Origin of the sequence: uncultured Gulosibacter sp., from assembly GCF_963509965.1 — a bacterium.
Taxonomy (GTDB): domain Bacteria; phylum Actinomycetota; class Actinomycetes; order Actinomycetales; family Microbacteriaceae; genus Gulosibacter.
This window is the reverse complement of sequence record NZ_CAUPDE010000005.1, coordinates 58,044-78,861: the sequence shown is the minus strand read 5'-3', so window position 1 is coordinate 78,861 and position 20,818 is coordinate 58,044. Positions and strand designations below refer to the sequence as shown.

Below are 20,818 nucleotides of genomic sequence, written 5' to 3'. Positions count from 1 at the left end.
CATGTTGGAGTCACGCGCCGGTGATCTGAGCGCTCTTGCAGCTCGGCTCGACAGTGTCGCGGCCGAACTCAGCGCCGCAATCAAACTGAACGAGTCGGCTGGGTTGGTTGCTGGCGCCACGCCGGGCACGCGTGCAGCAGAGGCTGCACCGAGGGCTATGGAGGTGATTGTTGGGGCGGCGACAGAGATTGTTGAACAGCTTGACGATGCGGCGAACGCTGCCCTGATCACCGAACAGCAGTTTGCGCAGACCGATGTGCAGCAGGCACACGAGATGGCCGGGGTATGGCAACCTGTGACCGGCCGATACGGGGACAGGGCTATCTGATGGTTACGTGGGCTGAAGTGCGCATGTGGCAGCCGGCGCCGCTTGAAGAGCTGATCGCCGAGATCGATCACGACGAGAGTGTCGCGCAGGAGCAGAGCGAAGTTCTTGACGACAGTATCGATGCCATCACCTCCACCGGTGAGACTGCAGACGCGGCACGCGAGAGGCTTGCCAAGATGCGGGATGCGGCCGACAAGCTTGAGGGGCTACTCACCGACGCCTTGATAGCCACCCATGTCTATGTGGATGGCGTGCGTGGCATTGTCCGTCGAGTGCAGGGGTGCTATGACTATGCCGCAACCAAGGGTCTTGTGCTGCACGATAACGGCCAGGTGTCAATTCACGTATCAACTGAGCAACAAGCAATGTCGGAACTTCGAGAAATTAAGAAACTCTTCCCGAATGCAACGATCGAAGCTACGCCATTGTATATTAATGCCCAAAACGCACTTATATCGTTGAGGGCCGAAGTCGCCAAAATACTTGAAGCCGCAGAAGCGCTCGATCAAGATTATGCGGATGCCCTTGATCGCATTGCCAGGGGCGTGGTAAGTTTCCATGCCTGGAAAACCGCTAAAGCAAACGGCGACGAAATCGGTTGGTACAGGGAAACAGCGGGAACCCGCTACCGAAACCTGACAAAAGCATGGGGCACTCCTCAGGGTTCGCCAGCTGAGCTGCGTGCCCACTGGGATGCGTTGAGTCCCGCTGAGCAGGCGGCGCTTATTGAGCAGTACCCCGAGCTCATTGGTCAGCTTGACGGGGTGCCGTTCGACCGTCGTATTGAAGCAAATAACATCAACATTGCCCGCACCCGCGACCTCGCGAAATCTGAATTGGCTGAGCTTCGTGCCGAACTCAACAATACGTGGCGCTTCTGGGAGAAGGGCGAAATCAGAGGCGAGATCGCTAAGCTTGAACGTGAAATTCGCTATTACGATTCTCTTCTTGAGGGCCCGGGTGCTGTGCTCTTTGATCGTGCGAATAATCGCATTATCGAGGTTGTCGGCGATATTAATGATCCGAATATTAATGATGTGCTCACCTATGTGCTTCCCACAGGTGGTGAGTGGAGCAATTTTGTTAGCGGCGAAGCACAATTGGTCACCCGCGACCAGGTTGAACGTAGTGAGGCGATCGGCAGCCCCACTGTTGGGTTTGTGTATAAGGATGGGCCGTGGGTTGAGTGGGGGTTCGGTGAGCAAGGGAATGCTAACAACGAATTCATGGCGAAAAAGGGTGCGGGTCTTGCCGACTTTCAGGGGGCGTTGGGGCTTGAAGAGTTTGCGCATCGTGCCGATATCAATATTGCCGGTCACAGTGCCGGTCATTCGGTGGTTGCCGCATCTGAAACCCACGGTGCCCGCTACGACCAGGTGTTTTCGCTCGCGGGTTCGTATATGCCGGCCGGTTGGGAGCCGGGCATCGGCACCGAGTACGACCACATGACATACGGCCGCGACGCCATCCACGCGCTCGACCCGGTACGTGATAATTCAATCGTCCCGATGGCAGGTACCCCCCATAGCAGCCTGGCGTACGAGAAGCACTCGTTTGAAGCCCACTATCGCAGCGACGACGATTTTCGATTCGGCATGTTTCCACTGGCAGTTACGGGGACGTCACCAGTTGGGATAGCGATAACTCTCACTCACGGCACATGGGGGCCGTCGGTGCCAGTCGAGCCCATTGACAGCCACTGGCGGGTATCGCAGGGGGCTGATCGCAACGGGCCGGTGCTCGAAGCAATGCTTCAACAAATGAAAGAAAAGTGAAGTTGGGCGTCGCGTAGCGACGCTGCCTGAGTATCATCAGTTCAAGGCTTGCCAATTGCTGTAGCACATGTGGTGAGCCCCGATTTTGTGCCGCCAGCATCACACCATCAGGCCATTCATCGCTACTGAGAATGACTCGCGAGGTGCATTTCGGAGTAATCTGCGGAATGATCTGTGGATGAAGTAGTGCACAGATCAACTCGAACTGTTACACTCCGCGCCGTTAGTACCGACCCCAGTGCTGTTTGAGGAGAGCGCCGCATGTTGGAGTCACGCGCCGGTGACCTGAGCGCCCTTGCAGCCCGGCTCGACAGTGTGGCGGCCGAACTCAGCGCCGCAATTAAACTCGGCGATTCGGCACCGCAGGCCGATCAAGCGATGCCGGGTGCTCGTTCGGGTGCGAGAGCGCTCTCGGCAGCACGGGCGATTGACGCGGTGGCTCGGCGAATCGTTGCTGAACTCGATAGCTCAGCGAACGCCGCGCTGGTCACTGAAGAGCAGTTTGCGCAGACCGATGTGCAGCAGGCGCAAAAGATCGCTGCGGTGTGGCAGCCTGACAGTGGCCGCTACGGGTACGGGGCTATTTGATGGTTTCGTGGGCTGAGGTGCGCATGTGGCAGTCGGCGCCGCTTGAAGAGCTGATCGCCGACATCCGGCATGACGAGCGTGCGGCGCAGGAGCAGAGCGAAGTTCTTGACGACGGCATCGATGCCATCATCTCCACCGGTGAGACGGCAGACGCGGCACGCGAGACGCTTGCCAAGATGCGGGATGCGGCCGACAAACTCGAGGGGCTACTCACCGACTATTTGGCAGCCACACAGAGCGCAGCCGCGAGCGTTCGCTCGATCGCCGACCGGGTGCAAAACTGCTACGACTATGCCCAAACCCACGATCTCGTGCTAACTGACGACGGATCGGTGCTGCTGGGGCCAGAAGTGTTTGTGCGCGCCCAGGTCGAGCTGGAAATTGCGCAGAACCTCTTCGACCCGAATGCCAGGCTCGAAGAACGACCATCGTTTGTGGCCGCCAAGCGCGCCCAGGCCGAACTCGAACGCAATATCGCCGAGGTGCTCGAAACCGCAAACTCGGTCGACCGAGCCTATGCGAATGCGCTCGAACGCATCAGCGAGGGGGAGGTGAGTGACGGTGCCTGGTTGGCAGCCACCGCGAACGGTGACGCGATCGACCCGACAGAGCTGTGGGGCGATGCGACCTCGCCGGCGGAGGTGCGCGCTGAATGGGATGCGCTCAGCCCAGCCGAGCAGGCGGCGCTCATTGAGCAATACCCCGAGTTCATTGGTCAACTCAACGGGGTGCCGTTTGACCGTCGTGTCGAAGCGAATGACATCAACATTGCCCGCACCCGCGACCTCGCGCAATCTGAATTGGCTGAGCTTCGTGCCGAACTCAACGACAGCCGGCCCTGGCAGCTTGTAAGAAAGAAGCAGCTAAACGAAGAGATTGCCGCGCTCGAACGTGAGATTGCCTATTACGACGCACTGATCGACGGCCCCGGGGCGGTGCTGTTTGATCGTGCGAATGATCGCATCATCGAAGTTGTTGGAGATATCAACGATCCGAACCTCAAGGATGTGCTCACCTATGTGGCGCCCACCAGCGGCCAGTGGAGCAATTTCGTCGACGGTGAGATGCAGTTGGTCACCCGTGATCAGGTTGAACGTGGGGCACAGCTGAACAACCCGACTGCAGGATTTGTCTACAAAGACGGGCCGTGGGTCGAGTGGCTGTTCACCGATCGAGGTAACGCCAATAACGAGTTTCTCGGTAAAGCGGGCGCGGGTCTTGCCGACTTTCAGGAGGCGTTGAGGCTTGAAGAGTTTGCGCATCGTGCCGATATCAATATTGCCGGTCACAGTGCCGGTCATTCGGTGGTTGCCGCATCTGAAACCCACGGTGCCCGCTACGATCAGGTGTTTTCGCTCGCGGGTTCGTATATGCCGGCCGGTTGGGAGCCGACCATTGGCACCCAGTACGACCACATGACCTACGGCTATGACGCCATTCATGTGCTCGACAACTACCGCGATTTTGCGCGTGAACACGACGGGCTGTTGAACGGCCTCGGTTGGGGGAGCTCTGCCGCCGGTAGCGGGTTGTCGACGGCGGGAGGCTGGCTTTCTGACAAAGGCCAAGGTTTCGACGCCTGGTTGCTCGACGATGCGATGCGCTCAGTTGGTGACTGGATGAGTGGTAAGGGCACCTATCTCGAGAACATGGGCAGGGGCTTCGACGCTGGCGCCGACCTGATGGCAGACACCCCCAATAGCAGCTCGGCGTATGAGAAGCACTCGTTCGAAGCGCAATATCGCAGCGACGATCAATTTCGTGTAAGGCCGTTCGGTCAGCTCGGCGGCAGCTTTCCGATCGGACCGATTGACAGCCACTGGCGGGTATCGCAGGGCGCCGAACGCAACGGCCCGGTGCTCGAGGCGATGTTCAGTAAGTTGATCGAGAATTAATAGATGCCCGCACTGGGCCCTCGCACCAAGTTGGCAACCGAGTTGCGATAGGGTGCATCTGTTTCGCACCAGAGTAGAGACGGAGAAAATGTCGTCAACGAGTTCGGCGCGCGCGGCCACCACGGTCCCACTGACGTTCGCCCACGAGGAGACGACGTTCGACCTCGCCGTGCCACTGCATCTGCCGCTGGCTGAAGTTGTGCCAGTGGTTATCGACGAGATGGGTCTGCTGACACCGCAGGCCGCATCGTCTGGTTTCCGGCTGAGCAATGACCACGGCGGCGATATTCCAATCGATCAGTCGCCGCTGGATGCGGGACTGGTAGCGGGTGATGTCGTGACGGTTGAGCCGGTGGGCTCGGGCGAACTCGACCAGCGCTATGACGACCTTGTCGAGGCACTCGCGTCGGTGGTCGAATCTGACAGCACTGCCTGGACGCCGCAGCATTCCCTGCACACTTCGGTGGCTGCCGCGGTGGCACTGTGGTCGGTGTTGGCAGCGGTGCTGTGGACGACTGCCGGGATGCTCGCACTCACCGCCGGTCTCGGTTCGGCAGCACTTGCGATCGGCGCATCGGTGGTGCTTACCCGAATGCAGCATCGCGCCAGCGCCGTGGTTGTGTACTGCGTCGGCACGCTCATGGCAGCTGTCGGTGTGGCCGGGCAGTTCACCGAGGTCGGGCTGCGGCTGGTTGCCGCGGGCGGCGTTGGAATTGTGTTCGGAATGCTCGGGCTGGCGCTGCTGCGGCCGGTCGCCGGGCGTGGCCAACAGTTTCCCGAACTTGCCGCCATGGCCGGGCCGATGTATGCCGGTGCGGTGGCGCTGTGGTGTGGCAGTGCTCTCGCCTTCCTCGACCAGACACCCATGTTTGCGGCGCTCACCTCGATTGCGGCAACCGGCCTGGCGGTGTTTATGGCGCCGTGGATCGCGCTGGCACAAACTCCCATCCGCAGCTATATCCCGCGCACCGATGAAGAACGTGCCGCCGACACTCAGGTGCATTACGAGTCGGTGGTGCGCAAGCACGAGGCTTTCGGGCGTGTGCTTGCGATCACCCTGCGCATCTCGGGCGGGATCGTGCTGCTGGCCGCAGTTCCGTTTGTGATCGACGGTTCGATCCCCGCCCTGGTGGTGGTTGGTGCCGTCGGCGTCTCACTGTTGCTGAGCACTCGGCAACAGTACGATCGCAGTGAGGTGCTGATCGGCATCATTTCGGGTTCGCTGGTGCTGATTGAAGCGACCCTGCTGCTGGCGCGTGCCTTCCCACACCTGGCCGAATGGGTGGTGTGGTTCATCATCGGGGTGGCCGCGCTTGTGCTGGCGCTGGGAGCGCTACGCCGACTGGCGCCGCCGCTGGTGGCACGCTGGTCAGACACCCTCTCGGTTATCGCGCTGCTGGTGATTGTGCCCGCAACCGCAATTCAGCTCGGTTTCTTGTAGAGCGCGCGGGTAGGTATACGTGGCAAGCAGCAAAGACATCCTCGACGCCCAGCGTTTCAATAAGCGCCGGCTCGTCTCAGCGTTCACTTCGGGCACTCCCGGCGGGCGTGAAATCGAACTCAAATCACCCATCGGTCCGCTGATCGTCGGTGTGATCCTCACCATTATCATCCTGGTGGCCGCGTGGATTTGGGGGCGGTTTGCACCCGCGCTGCCAAACGACTGGCAAAACGGGATGCTCGTCACCGAAAAAGACACGGGCGCGCGCTACTACTCGATCGACGGCAAACTGCACCCGATTCGAAACACCACCAGCGCCCGCCTGCTGTCACAGTCGGCAGATATGTCGCGCACTTCGGTTGAAGCGAGCGCACTGGCGGGTATTCCGCGCGGCCCCGAAATCGGCATCATCGGCGCGCCCGACACCGTGCCAGCAGCAAACAAACTGCGCAACGACGGCTGGCTGGCCTGCCCGTTCGAAGACAGCGCCCAGCTGCATATCGGCGGCAACCCGCAATATTCCACCAGCGCCACTGGCGCGCTCGTCAAGCACGGTGAAGACCTGTATCTGCTGGCAGAGGGGCGCCGCTACCTCGTAGACCCCGAAGAGATCACCGCGGTGCGCCTCGCATTCGGTTGGGAAGGGGTTGAACCGGTCGAGGTGGGTTCGGCTTGGCTCGATCTGTTCGACGAGGGAACCGTGTTGCGGCCGTGGCAGTTTGAGAATGCCGGCGCCAGCGCCGGTAACCTGCGCGGCCCGTTGGCCAATGCCAAGCTCGGCACCGTGGTAGAGGTGCCCGACGGCCAGCGTATACGCCAGTATCTGATAACCGGCGACCGTGAACTGGTGCCGCTAACACCGGTGGAATACCGCCTCTATCTGGTGGGTGGCGGTGCGCAATACGGCAACCCGATTCGTGCTTCGCTCGCGGATGTTGCCGATCTGACAAGCCATGAGCGTCGCCTCGGCCCCGGCGACTGGCCGGTGGAAGTGCCCGAGATGCCCGTGGCCGGAGCGGTACCGTGCGCACTGCTCACCTCGCGGGGCGGCAAGATGTTTACCACCGTGGTGCAGGCCGCACCACCCGAGTCGGCCGGAGTAGAGGTGGAGGGTGGCACCGGGGCGCTTGTGCGTATCACTTCGGGCGGTACGCTCGGGGCAGTGCACCTGGTGGGCGACAGCGGTGTGGCCTACGGCATTGAGGGTTCAGCAGATCAGGTTGTCACCTGGCTTGGCTACCAGCCGAGCAATATCACCAATATTCCGGCGGCATGGCTGCAACTGGTGCCGGCGGGGCCGGTGCTCTCGGCCGAGGCCGCCTGGGCGACGGTGCCGCAGGATGGAGCACAGTGATGCCCCGGCGGTGCGCGGCGTCGCTGGCCGCGGTGATGCTGGTCACCGCACTCGGTGCCACAGCGGCGGTGCCGATGCACACAGATCCGGTGGTGTTCAACCACGAACTAGCGAGCATCACTGCCGACTCGAACCGTGATGAACTCACCCCCGACAACTGTGAACGCGGCAACCCGCAGTATCTGCCCGATACGCCGCAGGCCTATGAATTGCTCGGTATCGACCGCGCCAAAGAACTCGCTACCGGTGAGGGTGTGCTGGTAGCGGTTATTGACTCTGGCGTTGACCCGCGTAATGCGCATCTGGGCGCGGTGGTGCAGGCAGGTCACGATTTTGCGGGGTCGGGAGATGGCCGCATCGATGTTGAGGGGCACGGCACCGCCGTTGCGGGAATCATTGCCGCGCAGCCCGTGGAGGGATCCGGGCTGATTGGTGTGGCGCATGACGCCAAGATTCTGCCGGTGCGCGTGTATGAGGCGAGTGAAAGGCTCGAACCCGGCAAAGACCCGGTGATGCCGAACCTGGCGATGACCAGTCAGGGTATTCGCTGGGCGGCCGATCATGGCGCGAAAATCATCGCCGTGGCACTTTCGTCGAGCACTGACGACCCCGAACTTGCAGCGGCGGTGCAGTACGCAACCGGCAGGGGTGCGCTCGTTGTTGCCAGCGCCGGTAATCGGCAGACCGCGGCCGAGGATGACCGCGACGACAGCATCCGTTATCCGGCCGGATACGACGAGGTGCTCTCGGTCACCTCGATCAGTGACCGGGGCGAACCCACAGATGCTGCGATTCACGGGGTGCATGTGGGGGTTGCGGCTCCCGGTCAGAACGTGCCGGTGAGCTGGTTCAACGATGGCGACTGCCGGGTCTCGCCCGAGTACCCGTCCACGAGTTTCGCCACCGCCTACGCGGCCGGCATCGCCGCGCTGGTCGCATCGGCGCATCCCGACGAGAGCCCGGCGATGTGGAAGTGGCGGCTCGAATCGACAGCTCTGCGCGCCAGCCCGAGTAACCGTGAAGATCTGCTCGGTTGGGGGGTATTGGCGCCGTATGACGCAATCGCCGTAACCCCGGATGCGCAGCGGCCGGGCCCGTTGCTGCCGGGTGGGCAGCGTCCCGCCCCGCCGGCGCAGGCGGGCCAGCTGCCGCCGCGCCCCGAAGACGACCCGCTGGCGATGCGGGCGGCTGTCGGCACCGTGATTACCGGTGCGGGGGCGCTCGGTGCTGCACTACTGTGGCTGCGTGCTCGGCGTCAGCAGGCGGGGGCACAGGCAGCACGACGCTAACTGCGCCCTAATCGATCCAGAAGGTGGCGCCGTCGCCCAAATCGATGATGTCGCCGTGCGCGATCGGCACGGTAATCATTGGGCTGAGTTGCTCGGGGATGCTGCCACTACGCAGTACACGGGTGCCATTGGCCGAGCCGAGATCCCACACCAGCACACTGCCGTGTTCGTAGGCGACCACGCAGTGCGAGCGTGAAACTTCGTCGTTGGGTGATGGCACGACTATCAGCCGTGCATTGTGTGGGTCGGGCGCACGGTCGACACTCGGTTTTCGGCCGATAACCTGCGGATGCTCGAGTGGCACGGTGTGGCCGTGGTTCGAGATGAGGCGGGGAACAAACGTGGGCTCGCCTGTCACCTCTGGTTCGGTGGCGAGCGCGGCCGGATGCTGCGGTACGGCTGGTGCTGGTGCTGGTGTCGGTGCCGGCGTAAAGGCGGGCGCCGATTGCGCAGGAGCGGAGGGTGCTGCGGGCTTCGGCATAGTCGCTTCCGAAACGGCCGCCTGGGCAGCCGCAATCTGCGCCGCTGCCGACCCTGGCACGTAGTCGGCCTCAGGCTCGTCTGCAGAGGGCGTCTCGGGAAAGTATGACTGCTGGGGTTCTTCGGCCGGCTGCGCGAAAGTCGCTGGCGACTGGGGTTCGGGATGCTGGGGCTCGGCCGGTAGCGCCGGAAGGGGTGGCAGCGGCGGCATCTCGGCCGATGGTGGCGCGGCTGCGGAGGCCGCCGGTGCTTGCGGGTGCGCCACCGGTACCGGGTCGAGGATGGTGTCGTCATCCACTTCGCTGTTGGCTGCTGGTGCTGCCGTGGCGGGCTCGGCTGCAGCAACCGGCGCATCCGCATCGACCGGCTCGGCCGGGGCGACCGGTTCGTCGGCGCAGACCGGCTCGGCCGCAGTGATCGGTTCGTCGATAGCGACCGACTCTGCGGCAGCAATGGGGCTGTCGGAGGTGATGGGTTCCATTCGCACCGCGTCAATGGCGCCGGTGGGTGAAGGTGCTTCGGGCGGTGTCACGGGTACCGGGTCGAGGATGGTGTCGTCATCCACCTCAGAAAGTGCTTCGAAGGTGATCACATCACCAAACCAGGCTTCGCTGCAGGGGGCGGTGCCGCCCGCGCTCACGAACTCATCGCTGGGTTCTGGGGATACGGGTGGGGTTTCGGTGTCAAGAGTGATCCGCCAGCCATGGATCGCGACGAGCTTGCCGCCCGACCAGCCACTGAGCTGATCGGGGCCGGTGGGTAGGTCGGGGAGGGCGCTGAGGGGGCCGCGATCGGTGGTTACCACGACGCGCGCCTGACCGCGCAGCATGAAACTCGTGTCGCCGGGGGTCACCAGCACCGCAGCCACCGATGCTTCAGGATCGGTGGCACACAGTTCATCCAGCAGCGCTCGGGCGGGTTGGCCCGACAACAATCCCCGCAGTAACTGCTGGCCCGAGCCGGTGAAATTCGGGCTCAGCAGTATCTGCGCCCCTGCGGCAACTATCAGCGTTCCCTGTCCTGGGAGATAGGAGATGCCGAGAGGTGGTTGTTGTGTGTTCACAAGTTCTGGATGCTACCCCACCTGGGCGAGCGGCAGCCAGGCGCCACCGGGGAAGTACTGCTGTGCACTGGTAATGGCGCTCATAATCTGGTTCATTTCTGAGGCCATGGTGCTTGCCAGGTCGTAGGTGCTCTGGATGGCTGATGCAAACGCGGCGAGGAGCCCTGGAAGCGCCAGCGCTGCCTCAACGACCGCGGCCGGGATGCCGACAATGGTGCCGGTGGCCGTAGCCACTGCGACGACGGTGGTGATAACGGAGACGATCAGGCCACCAATACTGATGTAATACGCCTGACCTTTTTCTGCCAGCTCGTCGAGCCGCTCGCCCTGAGCTTTGGCGGTTTCGCTACCGAAGCTGGCGGCCTCAGAGTAGGTGGCAGCGACCTTCTGGTACTGCACGGCTGCCTGGCCGGTCCAGTCGGTGTTGCCGGGGGCGCGGAGACCTTGCGGGCCGATGCCGGTGGCGGCTTGCTGATAGTTATCCGAGATGCTGTACCAGCGTTTGGCGTAGCTGGGCAGCAGCCACGGCATTAGGATGCCGCGCATTACCTCGACGAGCTTCTCGACCAGCTTACGAAGCTTATTTACGATCTCGAGAAACTTGTTGACGGCATCGATGATCTTGCTCAGCAAACTGGTGATGGGGTTGGGTCCAAAGATCGACTCGACGATTTTGACACCCTGGCTCACCCACCCCTGCACTTGGCCGACGACACCATTGAGGGTGCCCAGCACGCCTTCGGCGTTCGGCAGGATCTCGTCTCGCCGCTCAACAATCAGGTTTGGAGTTTGCATAAACATAGCTATTCAGACCTTTACTCTTATGCCTACTGGGCGCTGGGAGCGGTACCGCCGGGGTACGCGTAGTTCGGGTCGGGGTTAACACCGCCAAAACGGTTGGCTCCGGTCTCATCGGTTGACTCGAGGCTGGTAACGAACTCATCGATTCCGTCGATAACGTTCTGAAACTCGGCCCGGCCGGTGTTCGAGACGTTCTCAAACAGTTCTGCCAGCTGGTTATTGATGTCGCGGACGGGCAAGAAAATACCGGCTTCAACACCGTTCAAAACGCACTGGGATGCAATCGGTGCCGACTCTGCCAGCCGCTCGAGAGGCGGTTCCCAGTCGCCGGTTTCGCGCTGGATTTGCTCGGGGCGGGCCTGGGTCTTGGGTGCGTTCGGTGCACCGGGCGCACCATTGGCTGGGGTGTTGCCGGTCGATGGTCCGCCGGATGGGGCTGCTGGGCCGCCGGACGGGGCTGCTGGGCCACCGGATGGGGCTGCTGGGCCGCCGGACGGGGCTGCCGGGCCGCCGGACGGAGCTGCCGGGCCACCGGACGGAGCTGCTGGGCCACCGGACGGGGCTGCCGGGCCGCCGGGCATGCTGGGCATTGTCGAATCGCCGGGCGCCGCATCGGGAAGCGGAGCCCCCGCGGGAATCGCGCCGGGGTTTGCCGAAATCGTCTTGTTTTTGACGCTGTCGAGGTAGGCCTGCAGTTCGGGCGGGACGGTGTCGTTGGGGTCGATTGAGATGATGGTGTTGCCATTGTCGTCAACGAACACCTGCGGCTCGGTGCCGCCCCCCGGCTGTGCCGCGCCGTTCGGCCCCGCCATTGGGCCATAGCCGGGCACGTTGCGCATACCAGGCATACCCGGCATGCCACCCATACCGGGGAACGCACCCATGCCGGGGAATGCACCCGAGCCGAAGCCGTATCCGGGCATCGAGGGGAATGCGCCGAAATCTCCGGGCATGCCGGTCGGGGGCATCGGATAGTTGTTCAGTGAAAAGTCGACGTTGGAACGGTCCATGATGCCGTCCGCATCCCCCTCAGCGGGCTTCGCGCTAATAGTTTTGTCTTTGACGCTGTCGAGGTAGGCCTGCAGTTCGGGCGGGACGGTGTCGTCGGCATCGATTGAGATGATGGTGTTGCCGTTGTCGTCAACGAACACCTGCGGCTCGTTATCCGCGGCGCTGCCATCCTTTTTGAGTTCGCCGCTAACGACGGCCTCATTGGCGATGCCCTCGCCTGTCAGTGCACCCGATGGGGCCCCGCCACCAGCGACGTCGCCGCCACCAACTCCACCGCCGGCAGCGTCGCCAGCACCTTCACTCGCCCCCGGAACCTTGCCGTCAACGCTCATCGTGGCGCCCGAGTCGACTTCGTGCGACTCGGCGGGAACGCCGGTAGTTGGTGGCAGGCCGATCTCGGCCTCAACTGCCTGGTTGTGCTCTGCTTCGGTACCACCGGGAGCCGCGGCTGTGGGAGTCCCAACAGCGGGTGCTGTGGTACTGCGGCGGTTTTGCTCTTGCGACATGTTGTTAGGCTCCTTACAACCTGACTGCTGGGACTACTCGTTCGGATTCTGCACTGAGGAGAGCAGCAATCGTGCTGCTGCAAGCGACCGCGCCGAAAACACGTCGAGCTTTGCCTTTGTGCTCTGCTCGTCGGTTGTTCCGTCTTCGCTGGGGTTGTTGTGGTCGTACACGGCCTGTGCAAGCGCCGCGTTCAACTGCACGTTGGTAGCACGTTCGATGAACATTGGGGAAACTTGGATCATGCCGAGCATCCCGGCAACGGCAAAGATCTGCACCGGATTCTCGAGATCAGGCTCAGCGAGCGCCTGCGAATCTACCTCGGCAAACGCCTCATCAGTGAGGTCGGGGAGACGCTCGAGCATATCGATGATGGTCTCTGCCGGGTCGCCGATTTCGCCAGCAGCTGCCGAGTCGCCGCCCAGCGCCGCCTGCACATCGGCGTCGGTGATTTCATCGAGCGCTTCAGGGTGCTCATCGAGGTACTCGCGAGCCTGCTGTTGGCGCTGCACATCGGTCGACTGCGCACATCCGGCAATCACCTGGGCAAGTTCTTCGGCACTGTAATAGTCGCGCCAGGCACTATCAACCTGCACGCGCTCGGGGGCGCCCGCAGCATCCACTGCCACGATGACGACCCGCTCGGGGTCGATAACCTCGGCAGCGCCACCAAACCGCTGCACGGCAACCAACTGTCGCATCGACTCTCGCGCCGCACGTGCCGACTCGTCGAACTCGCGCTGCAACTGAGCCATCTCCGACATCATCTTTTCGAAATCAATGTTGTCGCTCATGCTGTTTCTTATCTCTCCGCTGCTCCCAAGGCGAACACGATGACCTGCTGGCGACACCGGGCGGGCAACACGGATGCCACTGCCTGCGATACCGCCATGAACCGTCCAACAGGGTAGAGCATTGAATACTGAGGCGAGTTTCCCTGGCAGACTCCGGCCGTTTACTTTCGGTCTAGACAGCGCAAGAACCCGCCCACCGCAGCGGATACGTGCCAGGCAGCGAGTTCTCAGCCCAGTTTCTGCGGCGCAGTGAAACCGTCTGTTAACTGACTACGTTACTTTTAACTGCTAGTTTGAGCGTTTGTGCGCCCAGTGCACAAAAAGTTTGTCTGCCGTCATCGTGGGAGTTCTGACAGTGGTTGCTCAATCGCTTGCACGACTTCGCAATCTCTTCCCCAGGGCGACACAACCACTGACCCGTCGGCAGATCACTGCGCGACGTCGCAGACGTTGGCGCAAAGGTTATCCAACCGCAATCGCTTTGGTCGCAGCGCTCACGATCGGTGGGTTCGCATTCGCCCACCCTGGCATCCCCGAAGCCCGCGTCGACCTCAACGAGGGCGGTGTGTGGGTAACCAACGGTGAATCGGGGCTGGTTGGCCACCTCAATTACCCCGCCCGCACAATGGAATCATGGATGCAGCTTGAATCGAGCGCCTTCGACATCACGCAGTCGGAGCGAGATGTGCTGCTGGTTGACCAGACATCAAACTCGGTTGCAGCAATCGATATTGCCAACACTGTGATGGGCACCGCGAACACCCCAGAGTTTGAATTCCGCACCGCGCAGGGCGCCAACGAGTCGGTGCTGCTCAACGTTGAAACCGGCCAGCTGTGGGCAGCCCCGGTGGCCGAACTCGGCTCAACCCAGCTGACATCACAGACCGCACTGCCGGCCACGTCAGCAGACGGTGTTGTCGCCGGTGGCGTTGACGGCACGCTCTACGCCGCCTCAGCACAAGACCAGACTATTGTGCGCATCGCCCGAGAGGGCATCGGTTACGTGGTCGAAACTGAGACCGTCGAGGCGCTGACCCCGGGCCACGACATTCAACTCACCGTAGTCGGTGATAAACCGGTGGTGTTCGACACCACCGCCGGAACTGTCATTCTGCCGAGCGGGCGCACCGTCGAACTGCCGAGCGCGCAGGTCGAAGTGCAATTGCCCGGCCCCGAAAGTGATGAGGTAGTGGCCGCCGACGCCACAACGCTCTACCGCATCAACCTCAATAACGGCGATACCACATCCATGGCCCCGAGCCAGCAGCAGGCCGGCACCGCCGCGCGCCCCGCAGTGGTGGGTGACTGTGCCTACGGTGCATGGTCGGGCAGCGGTAACTTCTTGCGCTGGTGTGATGACGAAACGCGCACCAAGAACCAGCGCGTCGAAACTCTCACCACCGCCGAACAACCCGAGTTTCGGGTGAACCGCAATGTGATCGTGCTGAACGATATCGGCAAGGGGTCGGTGTGGCTGCCCGACGACAATATGGTGCTCATCGACAACTGGGATGAGATCGAAAACGAACTCAACCAGCGAGAAGAGCAGGAAGACTCGCCACAGCTCAACGACGAGGTGGCCGAACCCGACCGCAAGGCCGAAAATAAGCCGCCAGTGGCGCAGGATGACGAGTTCGGTGTGCGCCCCGGCTCGAGCACCCAGCTGCCGGTGTTGATGAACGACTCTGACCCCGACGGCGATCTACTCACCGCATCCGTCACCGAGCAGCCCGCCAGTTTACGGGTGCAGCAATCGCGCGGTGGCGCAGCCCTGCAGGTTTCGGTGCCAGCGGATGCATCGGGCGTGCACACTTTCACCTACCAGGCCGCAGACGGCCGCGGTGGCACCGCGGCCGCGAAAGTCAAACTGACGGTGCGGCCATTCAACGAGAACGATGCGCCCGAACAGCGTCGGGTGCCGAACGTGGTGGTCGCCGCCGGCGCCACGGTCGACTACAACGTGACCCCCGACTGGGTAGACCCCGACGGCGACATGTTCTATCTCGAGGCCGTTAAAGCTCCTGACGAACTTCAGGTGCAGTTCCGTGAGGACGGCACCCTTTCGATCACCGAACTCAGTGGCCAACCGGGCACCCGCGAAGTGACCGTGGTGATGTCAGACGGTAAAGCAACCCGCGAGGGGCGCGTCAACGTTGAGGTGCGGCCCGCCCAGAATGCGCCACCCATCGCGCACGGCGACTTCGTGGTGGTGCGTGAACACGCCACCACCACCGTGGCGCCACTCGATAATGACGTTGACCCCAACGGCGACCGGCTCTCGCTCGTGTCGATCTCGGCAGCCCCGCCGGGCACCTCGGTGCAGCCATCGCTCGAGAACGGCACCTTTGATTTCTCAGCCTCGGCGAAGGGCAGCTACTACCTCAGCTATGTTGTCACCGACGGGCCATCATCGTCTACCGGCGTCATTCGCATCGATGTGGTGGCGGCAGACACCGATGCGCCACCAGTAGCGCAAGATGACCTCGCGCTGCTGCCTGCGGGCGGTTCAACGCTGGTTGCGCCACTCAACAACGACTTCGATCCGGGCGGTGGCGTGCTCGTGGTGCAATCGGTGTCGGTGCCCGATGGCAGCCCCGTGGTGGTGTCGCTGGTCGACCACCACCTGCTGCGAGTGAAGTCGAGCGCGACACTCACCGGCCCCGTTTCGGTGAAATACACGATATCGAACGGCCAAGACACGGCCACCGCTGAGGTGCACGTGGTGCCCACCAGCGACCGCGATATCAGCGTGCCGCCCGAACCCGAAAACGACCGCTTGCGGGTGCGCGTTGGTGATGTGGGAGCGGTGGATGTGCTGAGCAATGACCGCTCGGTGAACGGTCTGCGGCTTCGCGTCGACCCCGAGCTGGTTCACGAAATTCCCAAAACTGTCGGGCATGCGTTTGTCACCGGCAGCGAGGTGCGATTCCACGCCGGAACGCAAACCGGTAGCTACCGGGTGACCTATAACGCGGTGGATGAAGTCGGCAACTTTGCGTCGGCATCCGTGCTGATCGAAGTGGTCGGTGATGACGAGGCCGCGAACTCGGCCCCGCAACCGAGCGATCTGACCGCCTGGTCGGTGGCCGGCCGCACCACGCGCATCCCGGTGCCGCTGACCGGTATTGACCCCGACGGCGATTCGGTATCACTGGTTGGAGTGCAGCAGGTGCCGTCAATGGGCACCGCAACCCTCGGCGCCGGCTGGTTCAACTACACACCCAATGAGGGCGCAGCCGGCACCGACAGCTTCACCTACATTGTCGAAGACAGGTTCGGTAAACAGGCCACCGCCCGGGTGCGTGTGGGCGTGGCTCCGCCAGCCACGGTGAATCAGCCACCGGTGGCGGTGGAAGACAGTGTGCGGGTGCGCCCCTCGCGGTCGATCAGCGTGGATGTGCTGGCAAATGACAGCGACCCCGACGGCGACCCGATCGCAATTCTTCCCGACCAGGTTGATGTGGTTGGGGTCGACCCCGAAAAGGTAACCGCGTCTGAGCGGCTGATTCGGGTCGAAACCCCGGCCGAGCAGACCACGATCACAGTCGGGTACCGCGTGACCGATGGCCGTGGCGGCGAAAGTTACGCGCGGCTGAGCGTGCACGTGACTCCCGACGCACCACTGCGCGCTCCCGAGCCAGGAGACGATATCGTCACGCAAAAAGAAGTGGATGCAGCCGAGCGTGGCGTCGTGCGGGTTTCGGTGCTGGATAATGACATCGACCCCGATGGCGACCGCGACGCACTCGAGCTGTTCACCACGGCTGACGATGTAGAGGTAGACGGTAGACGGCTGCTGATCCCGGTGTCTGAACAGCGGCGCCTGGTTGTATATGGCGTGCGGGATGCCGACGGCCTCGAAGGGTTTGCGGTGGTGACCGTTCCCGGCACCAAGGTAGAACGTCCCCGCATCAACGAGGCACTTGTGCCGATGACGATGCGCGCTGGCGAGACCATTGAAATTGATCTCAAGCGTGTGGTTACGGTTCGTCCGGGACGTGAAGCGAGCATCACCGACCCCGCATCCGTTCAGGCTGGGCGCGGGCTGACGGTGGCTGATGTGGCTGCCGGTGCCAACAAGCTGCAGGTGACTGCCGCTGCCGACTTCAGCGGCAACTCGGTGGTGTCGTTTGAGGTTGCTGACGGCAATCTCGACTCCGACCGGGGAACACGAACCGCCACGTTGAGCGTGCCGATTGTGGTTACCGCCGAAAAGAACGCGCCGCCCGAGATTCGGCCGTCACCAATTTCAGTGGCGGCAGCCGAAGGACCAACCGTGGCGAATATCTGTCAGATGGTTACCGACCCCGATGGCACCCCCAGTGCAGATCTCGACTACCGCCTGGGTACATTCCCCAACACCCTGCGAGTGGGCCTTGACGGCTGCAATATGTCGGTAGAACTCATTGAGCCACAACCGGTCGGGCCGCTCGGGGCGATTGAGATCAAGGTGGATGATGGCCACGGCGCGGTATCGGGCTCGATTCCGGTGAGCGCGATCTCTTCTAACCGGCCGCTCATCCAGGTGTCTGATGTGGTGATCAACACGGGGCAGCCGGGCAAGACCGAAACCATCGACCTTGATCGCTATCTGATTAACCCGTTCCCCGACAAGCCGATTACCGTGATCGGTTCGCCGACCATTACGCGAGGCCAGGGCACGGTGGATGTGCAGGGCACGACCATGAGCGTCACGCCCAGCCAAGACATGCTCGGCACTTTCACGATTCAATATGTCGTGGGAGACGCCACCGGTGACCCCGCGCGACAGGTCACCGGGGTGGTGCGGGTGGTCGTGCGCGATAAACCCGAACCGCCGAAGAACATCAGCGCCGAAGTGGTTGGCCCCGGCAGCGTACTGGTGAAGTTCACTGCCGGTGACAATAACGGCGCGCCAATTACCGAGTTTCGTGTCACCACACGCACAGGCGAAACCACCACCTGCAACACCAGCGAGTGCCTCGTCACCGATCTGCAAAACGGCAGCACACACGAGTTCAGCGTGACCGCGGTGAACGAGGTGGGCGAATCTGAGCCATCGGGATGGTCGGCGCCGGTGCTCGTGGATGTGCAGCCGGGCCGCCCCGCACCGCCGCAGCTGAGGCCGCGCGACGGTGCCATCGATGTGCGGGTGTTGCCAACCGAATCACTCGGGTCGCCGGTGAAAGAATATGTCGTCACCCTGCACCCGGGCGAGCAGAAGCTGCGCATCCCGGCAAACGGCGCGCTTGAGGGAACGTTCCGTAACCTCAACAACGGCGTCGCCTATCAGGCATCGGTGCAGGCGTTCAACTCGTCAGAAAAGCCCTCAGAATCGTCAGACCTGAGCGCTCAGGCAATTCCATTCGGCAAACCGGGCCGGGTGAGCAACGTAACGGCCACAATTGTCGAAACCGACTCGCATAGCGCCAAGGTGAAAGTCACTTGGACCTACGGCGACGGTAATGGGCGCGAGGTGACCAGTGCGAAGCTGGCGTTCAGTAACGGCCAGTCGCACGAGGTGCAAGCACCGCGCAGCGAGGCCAATATTGAAGTGCCGCTCGGCACGCCATTCTGGGTCGACGTGCAACAGATCACCGAATATGGCGGCTCAGACCCGGTGCGATCGAAAGAGATCACACCCTACGCCAAGCCACCAGCACCCAACCCCCCACAGGTGCGGGTAACCGGGCCGAATAAAGTGGAGGTTACCGGCGGGTCGGCGAACCCGGGCGGCGGATTTGATAGTGCCCGGCTGAGCCTGCAGCTCTACAATCCGGCGCAGGGGAAGTGGGTTGACTACGACGGCATCAAGAAGGAACTCGGTGGCTTCGAGGCCGGTCATCCCGCCAAGGTCGAAATGCGTGCCTATGCCAAGGCAGGCAACACAGTCTATGAGTCGCCAGCGGTGAGCGCGGTTTCGCCAACCAATGTGTATGGCAAACCCAATCCGCCAGCGGTCGAAGTGTCGAGCACCCCCACCACAGTCGACTTCATCGTCGATCTGCAATCGGGAGCGAACGGGGCAACTGTGAAGGTCTACTACCGGGGCACCAACCAACCCGACAGAGAACTGCGAAGCAGCATCCTGTCTATCCCTGCCGAGCCCGGCGAGACTGTCGAAGTTGAGTTCCGTTCGTGCGACGACCACGGTAACTGTTCCGACGGGAAGAGTTATTCGGGCACGGTGCCGCCAAAATATGGTTTCAAACTCGTGCCCTGCCCAGATGGTCGCGGTGGCGGACGCCATCCCTGCAACGAAATCAGGGTGAGCTACGCCGATGTCAACGCCAAACAGAATGAAGTGACCTGCACGTTCACCGATCCCGTTTACGGGCCGCAGCAGGTAGAAAGATTGAAGCGAGACAGGATGAACAAGAGGACCGGTTTAAGAACGTCATACACCGACGTCGAACAATTGCACGCGGCGGTGACCACCGGCGAGTTCCGCTGTTCGTAACCGATGCGGGCCGCTTGGCGCGGCGCGCATCGCAGAAAGTTTGACTGAGTAGACAGGAAATATGGATACATGGCACTGAGTGAACAACGGGCACGCGAGTTTGCGGCGCTGTTTGCCGCGCTCGTAGATAACGTCGGCACTGCGCTGCTGGGAAAGGCGCACGTGATCCGGCTAGCGTTGACCAGTCTGTTTGCCGAGGGGCATCTGCTGCTTGAGGATGCACCGGGTACCGGTAAGACTGCGCTGGCGCGCGCGATCGCCGCGTCGGTTTCGGCGCCACACAACCGCATCCAGTTCACCCCCGATATGCTGCCGAGTGATATCACCGGTGTCACGATCTTCGACCAGTCGAAAAACGAGTGGGAGTTCCACCACGGCCCAATCTTCGCGTCGATCGTGCTGGCTGACGAAATCAACCGAGCATCGCCGAAAACTCAATCGGCGCTCCTCGAGGTGATGGAAGAGGCACAGGTTACCGTCGACGGCCGCACCTATTTGACGCCGCGTCCGTTCATGGTGGTTGCCACCCAGAACCCCGTCGAACAGGCCGGCACCTACCGGCTCCCCGAAGCCCAGCTCGACCGCTTCTTGATGAAGACCACCGTGGGATACCCGCCGCACGACCAGTTCGTTGAGGTGCTGGCGGGGGCCGCGACACCCGACCGCTCACGCATGCTGCGACCGGTGATTGACGCCAACTCGGTGACGATGTGGGCGCGCGAAGTTGCCGATGTGTACACCGACCGGGCCGTCACCGACTACATTGCGAACCTCGCCGAAGCCACGCGTGATAGCGAGCACACCCGCCTGGGTATCTCGATCCGTGGCGCGATCGGCATGGTGCGCTCGGCGCGCGTGTGGGCTGCTGCCCAGGGACGTGCCTATGTGCTGCCCGACGATGTGAAAGCCCTGGTCGAACCCGTGTGGGCGCACCGTCTCGTGCTCGACCCAGACGCGCAGTTTGCCGGGGTAACCGCCGCCAAGGTGCTTGCCGACGCGGTCAACCGCGTCACCCCACCCACGCGGGGCGCGGCGTGACCGACGTGCGGATGCGCT

13 protein-coding genes are annotated in these 20,818 nt (G+C 62.5%); 9 read left to right on the top strand and 4 right to left on the bottom strand.

Annotated elements, in window-relative coordinates; all coding sequences use genetic code 11:
* The first annotated feature begins 1 nt into the window (after window position 1).
* From RQ865_RS05115 to RQ865_RS05085, 7 genes are all read left to right on the top strand, one after another.
* Window positions 2-328, top strand: coding sequence for a hypothetical protein (locus RQ865_RS05115; protein WP_311478042.1), 327 nt, complete (start codon window positions 2-4; stop codon window positions 326-328).
* Window positions 328-2,103 (top strand): hypothetical protein, encoded by a 1,776-nt coding sequence (locus RQ865_RS05110; RefSeq protein ID WP_311478041.1) that lies wholly within the window; start codon window positions 328-330, stop codon window positions 2,101-2,103. Before RQ865_RS05115 ends, RQ865_RS05110 begins: the two co-directional genes overlap by 1 nt.
* Before the next feature lie 261 nt (window positions 2,104-2,364).
* Window positions 2,365-2,691 carry a hypothetical protein gene (locus tag RQ865_RS05105; RefSeq protein WP_311478040.1) on the top strand — a complete coding sequence of 109 codons (327 nt, stop codon included), beginning with the start codon at window positions 2,365-2,367 and terminating at the stop codon, window positions 2,689-2,691.
* A complete protein-coding gene (locus RQ865_RS05100) occupies window positions 2,691-4,586 on the top strand; it encodes a hypothetical protein (protein ID WP_311478039.1) in 1,896 nt (631 codons plus the stop codon). Before RQ865_RS05105 ends, RQ865_RS05100 begins: the two co-directional genes overlap by 1 nt.
* An 88-nt stretch (window positions 4,587-4,674) precedes the next feature.
* Window positions 4,675-6,027 carry an EsaB/YukD family protein gene (locus tag RQ865_RS05095; RefSeq protein ID WP_311478038.1) on the top strand — a complete coding sequence of 451 codons (1,353 nt, stop codon included), beginning with the start codon at window positions 4,675-4,677 and terminating at the stop codon, window positions 6,025-6,027.
* Between the two features lie 19 nt (window positions 6,028-6,046).
* Window positions 6,047-7,381, top strand: coding sequence for a type VII secretion protein EccB (gene eccB, locus RQ865_RS05090; RefSeq protein WP_311478037.1), 1,335 nt, complete (start codon window positions 6,047-6,049; stop codon window positions 7,379-7,381).
* The gene (locus RQ865_RS05085; protein ID WP_311478036.1) at window positions 7,381-8,670 is read left to right on the top strand and encodes a S8 family serine peptidase; all 1,290 of its coding nucleotides are present in this window, start codon (window positions 7,381-7,383) and stop codon (window positions 8,668-8,670) included. Before eccB ends, RQ865_RS05085 begins: the two co-directional genes overlap by 1 nt.
* Before the next feature lie 7 nt (window positions 8,671-8,677).
* On the opposite strand, the gene RQ865_RS05080 is transcribed toward RQ865_RS05085, so the two are convergent.
* Genes RQ865_RS05080 through RQ865_RS05065 form a run of 4 tightly spaced genes read right to left on the bottom strand, consistent with a single transcriptional unit; the run spans window position 8,678 to window position 13,323 of the window.
* Entirely contained in the window at window positions 8,678-10,213 is a 1,536-nt protein-coding gene (locus RQ865_RS05080; RefSeq protein ID WP_311478035.1) for an FHA domain-containing protein, read from the bottom strand.
* 12 nt (window positions 10,214-10,225) lie between these two features.
* Window positions 10,226-11,014 (bottom strand): hypothetical protein, encoded by a 789-nt coding sequence (locus RQ865_RS05075; RefSeq protein WP_311478034.1) that lies wholly within the window; start codon window positions 11,012-11,014, stop codon window positions 10,226-10,228.
* 26 nt (window positions 11,015-11,040) lie between these two features.
* Window positions 11,041-12,531, bottom strand: a complete 1,491-nt coding sequence (locus RQ865_RS05070; RefSeq protein WP_311478033.1) for a hypothetical protein — start codon at window positions 12,529-12,531, stop codon at window positions 11,041-11,043.
* A gap of 33 nt (window positions 12,532-12,564) precedes the next feature.
* On the bottom strand, window positions 12,565-13,323 hold the full coding sequence (locus RQ865_RS05065) for a hypothetical protein (protein WP_311478032.1): 759 nt from the start codon (window positions 13,321-13,323) through the stop codon (window positions 12,565-12,567).
* Between the two features lie 481 nt (window positions 13,324-13,804).
* Here RQ865_RS05065 and RQ865_RS05060 point away from each other — a divergent pair, with 481 nt between their 5' ends.
* Together RQ865_RS05060 and RQ865_RS05055 are read left to right on the top strand one after the other, a co-directional pair.
* Window positions 13,805-19,762, top strand: coding sequence for an Ig-like domain-containing protein (locus RQ865_RS05060; protein WP_311478031.1), 5,958 nt, complete (start codon window positions 13,805-13,807; stop codon window positions 19,760-19,762).
* Between the two features lie 69 nt (window positions 19,763-19,831).
* On the top strand, window positions 19,832-20,800 hold the full coding sequence (locus tag RQ865_RS05055) for a MoxR family ATPase (protein WP_311478030.1): 969 nt from the start codon (window positions 19,832-19,834) through the stop codon (window positions 20,798-20,800).
* Window positions 20,801-20,818: the final 18 nt, after the last annotated feature.

Bases quoted from the DNA above. Each gene is read 5' to 3' on its own strand.
- RQ865_RS05115 (WP_311478042.1), top strand. From the start codon at position 2: ATGTTGGAGTCACGCGCCGGTGATCTGAGCGCTCTTGCAGCTCGGCTC.
- RQ865_RS05110 (WP_311478041.1), top strand. From the start codon at position 328: ATGGTTACGTGGGCTGAAGTGCGCATGTGGCAGCCGGCGCCGCTTGAA.
- RQ865_RS05105 (WP_311478040.1), top strand. From the start codon at position 2,365: ATGTTGGAGTCACGCGCCGGTGACCTGAGCGCCCTTGCAGCCCGGCTC.
- RQ865_RS05100 (WP_311478039.1), top strand. From the start codon at position 2,691: ATGGTTTCGTGGGCTGAGGTGCGCATGTGGCAGTCGGCGCCGCTTGAA.
- RQ865_RS05095 (WP_311478038.1), top strand. From the start codon at position 4,675: ATGTCGTCAACGAGTTCGGCGCGCGCGGCCACCACGGTCCCACTGACG.
- RQ865_RS05085 (WP_311478036.1), top strand. From the start codon at position 7,381: ATGCCCCGGCGGTGCGCGGCGTCGCTGGCCGCGGTGATGCTGGTCACC.
- RQ865_RS05075 (WP_311478034.1), bottom strand. From the start codon at position 11,014: ATGTTTATGCAAACTCCAAACCTGATTGTTGAGCGGCGAGACGAGATC.
- RQ865_RS05070 (WP_311478033.1), bottom strand. From the start codon at position 12,531: ATGTCGCAAGAGCAAAACCGCCGCAGTACCACAGCACCCGCTGTTGGG.
- RQ865_RS05065 (WP_311478032.1), bottom strand. From the start codon at position 13,323: ATGAGCGACAACATTGATTTCGAAAAGATGATGTCGGAGATGGCTCAG.
- RQ865_RS05055 (WP_311478030.1), top strand. From the start codon at position 19,832: ATGGCACTGAGTGAACAACGGGCACGCGAGTTTGCGGCGCTGTTTGCC.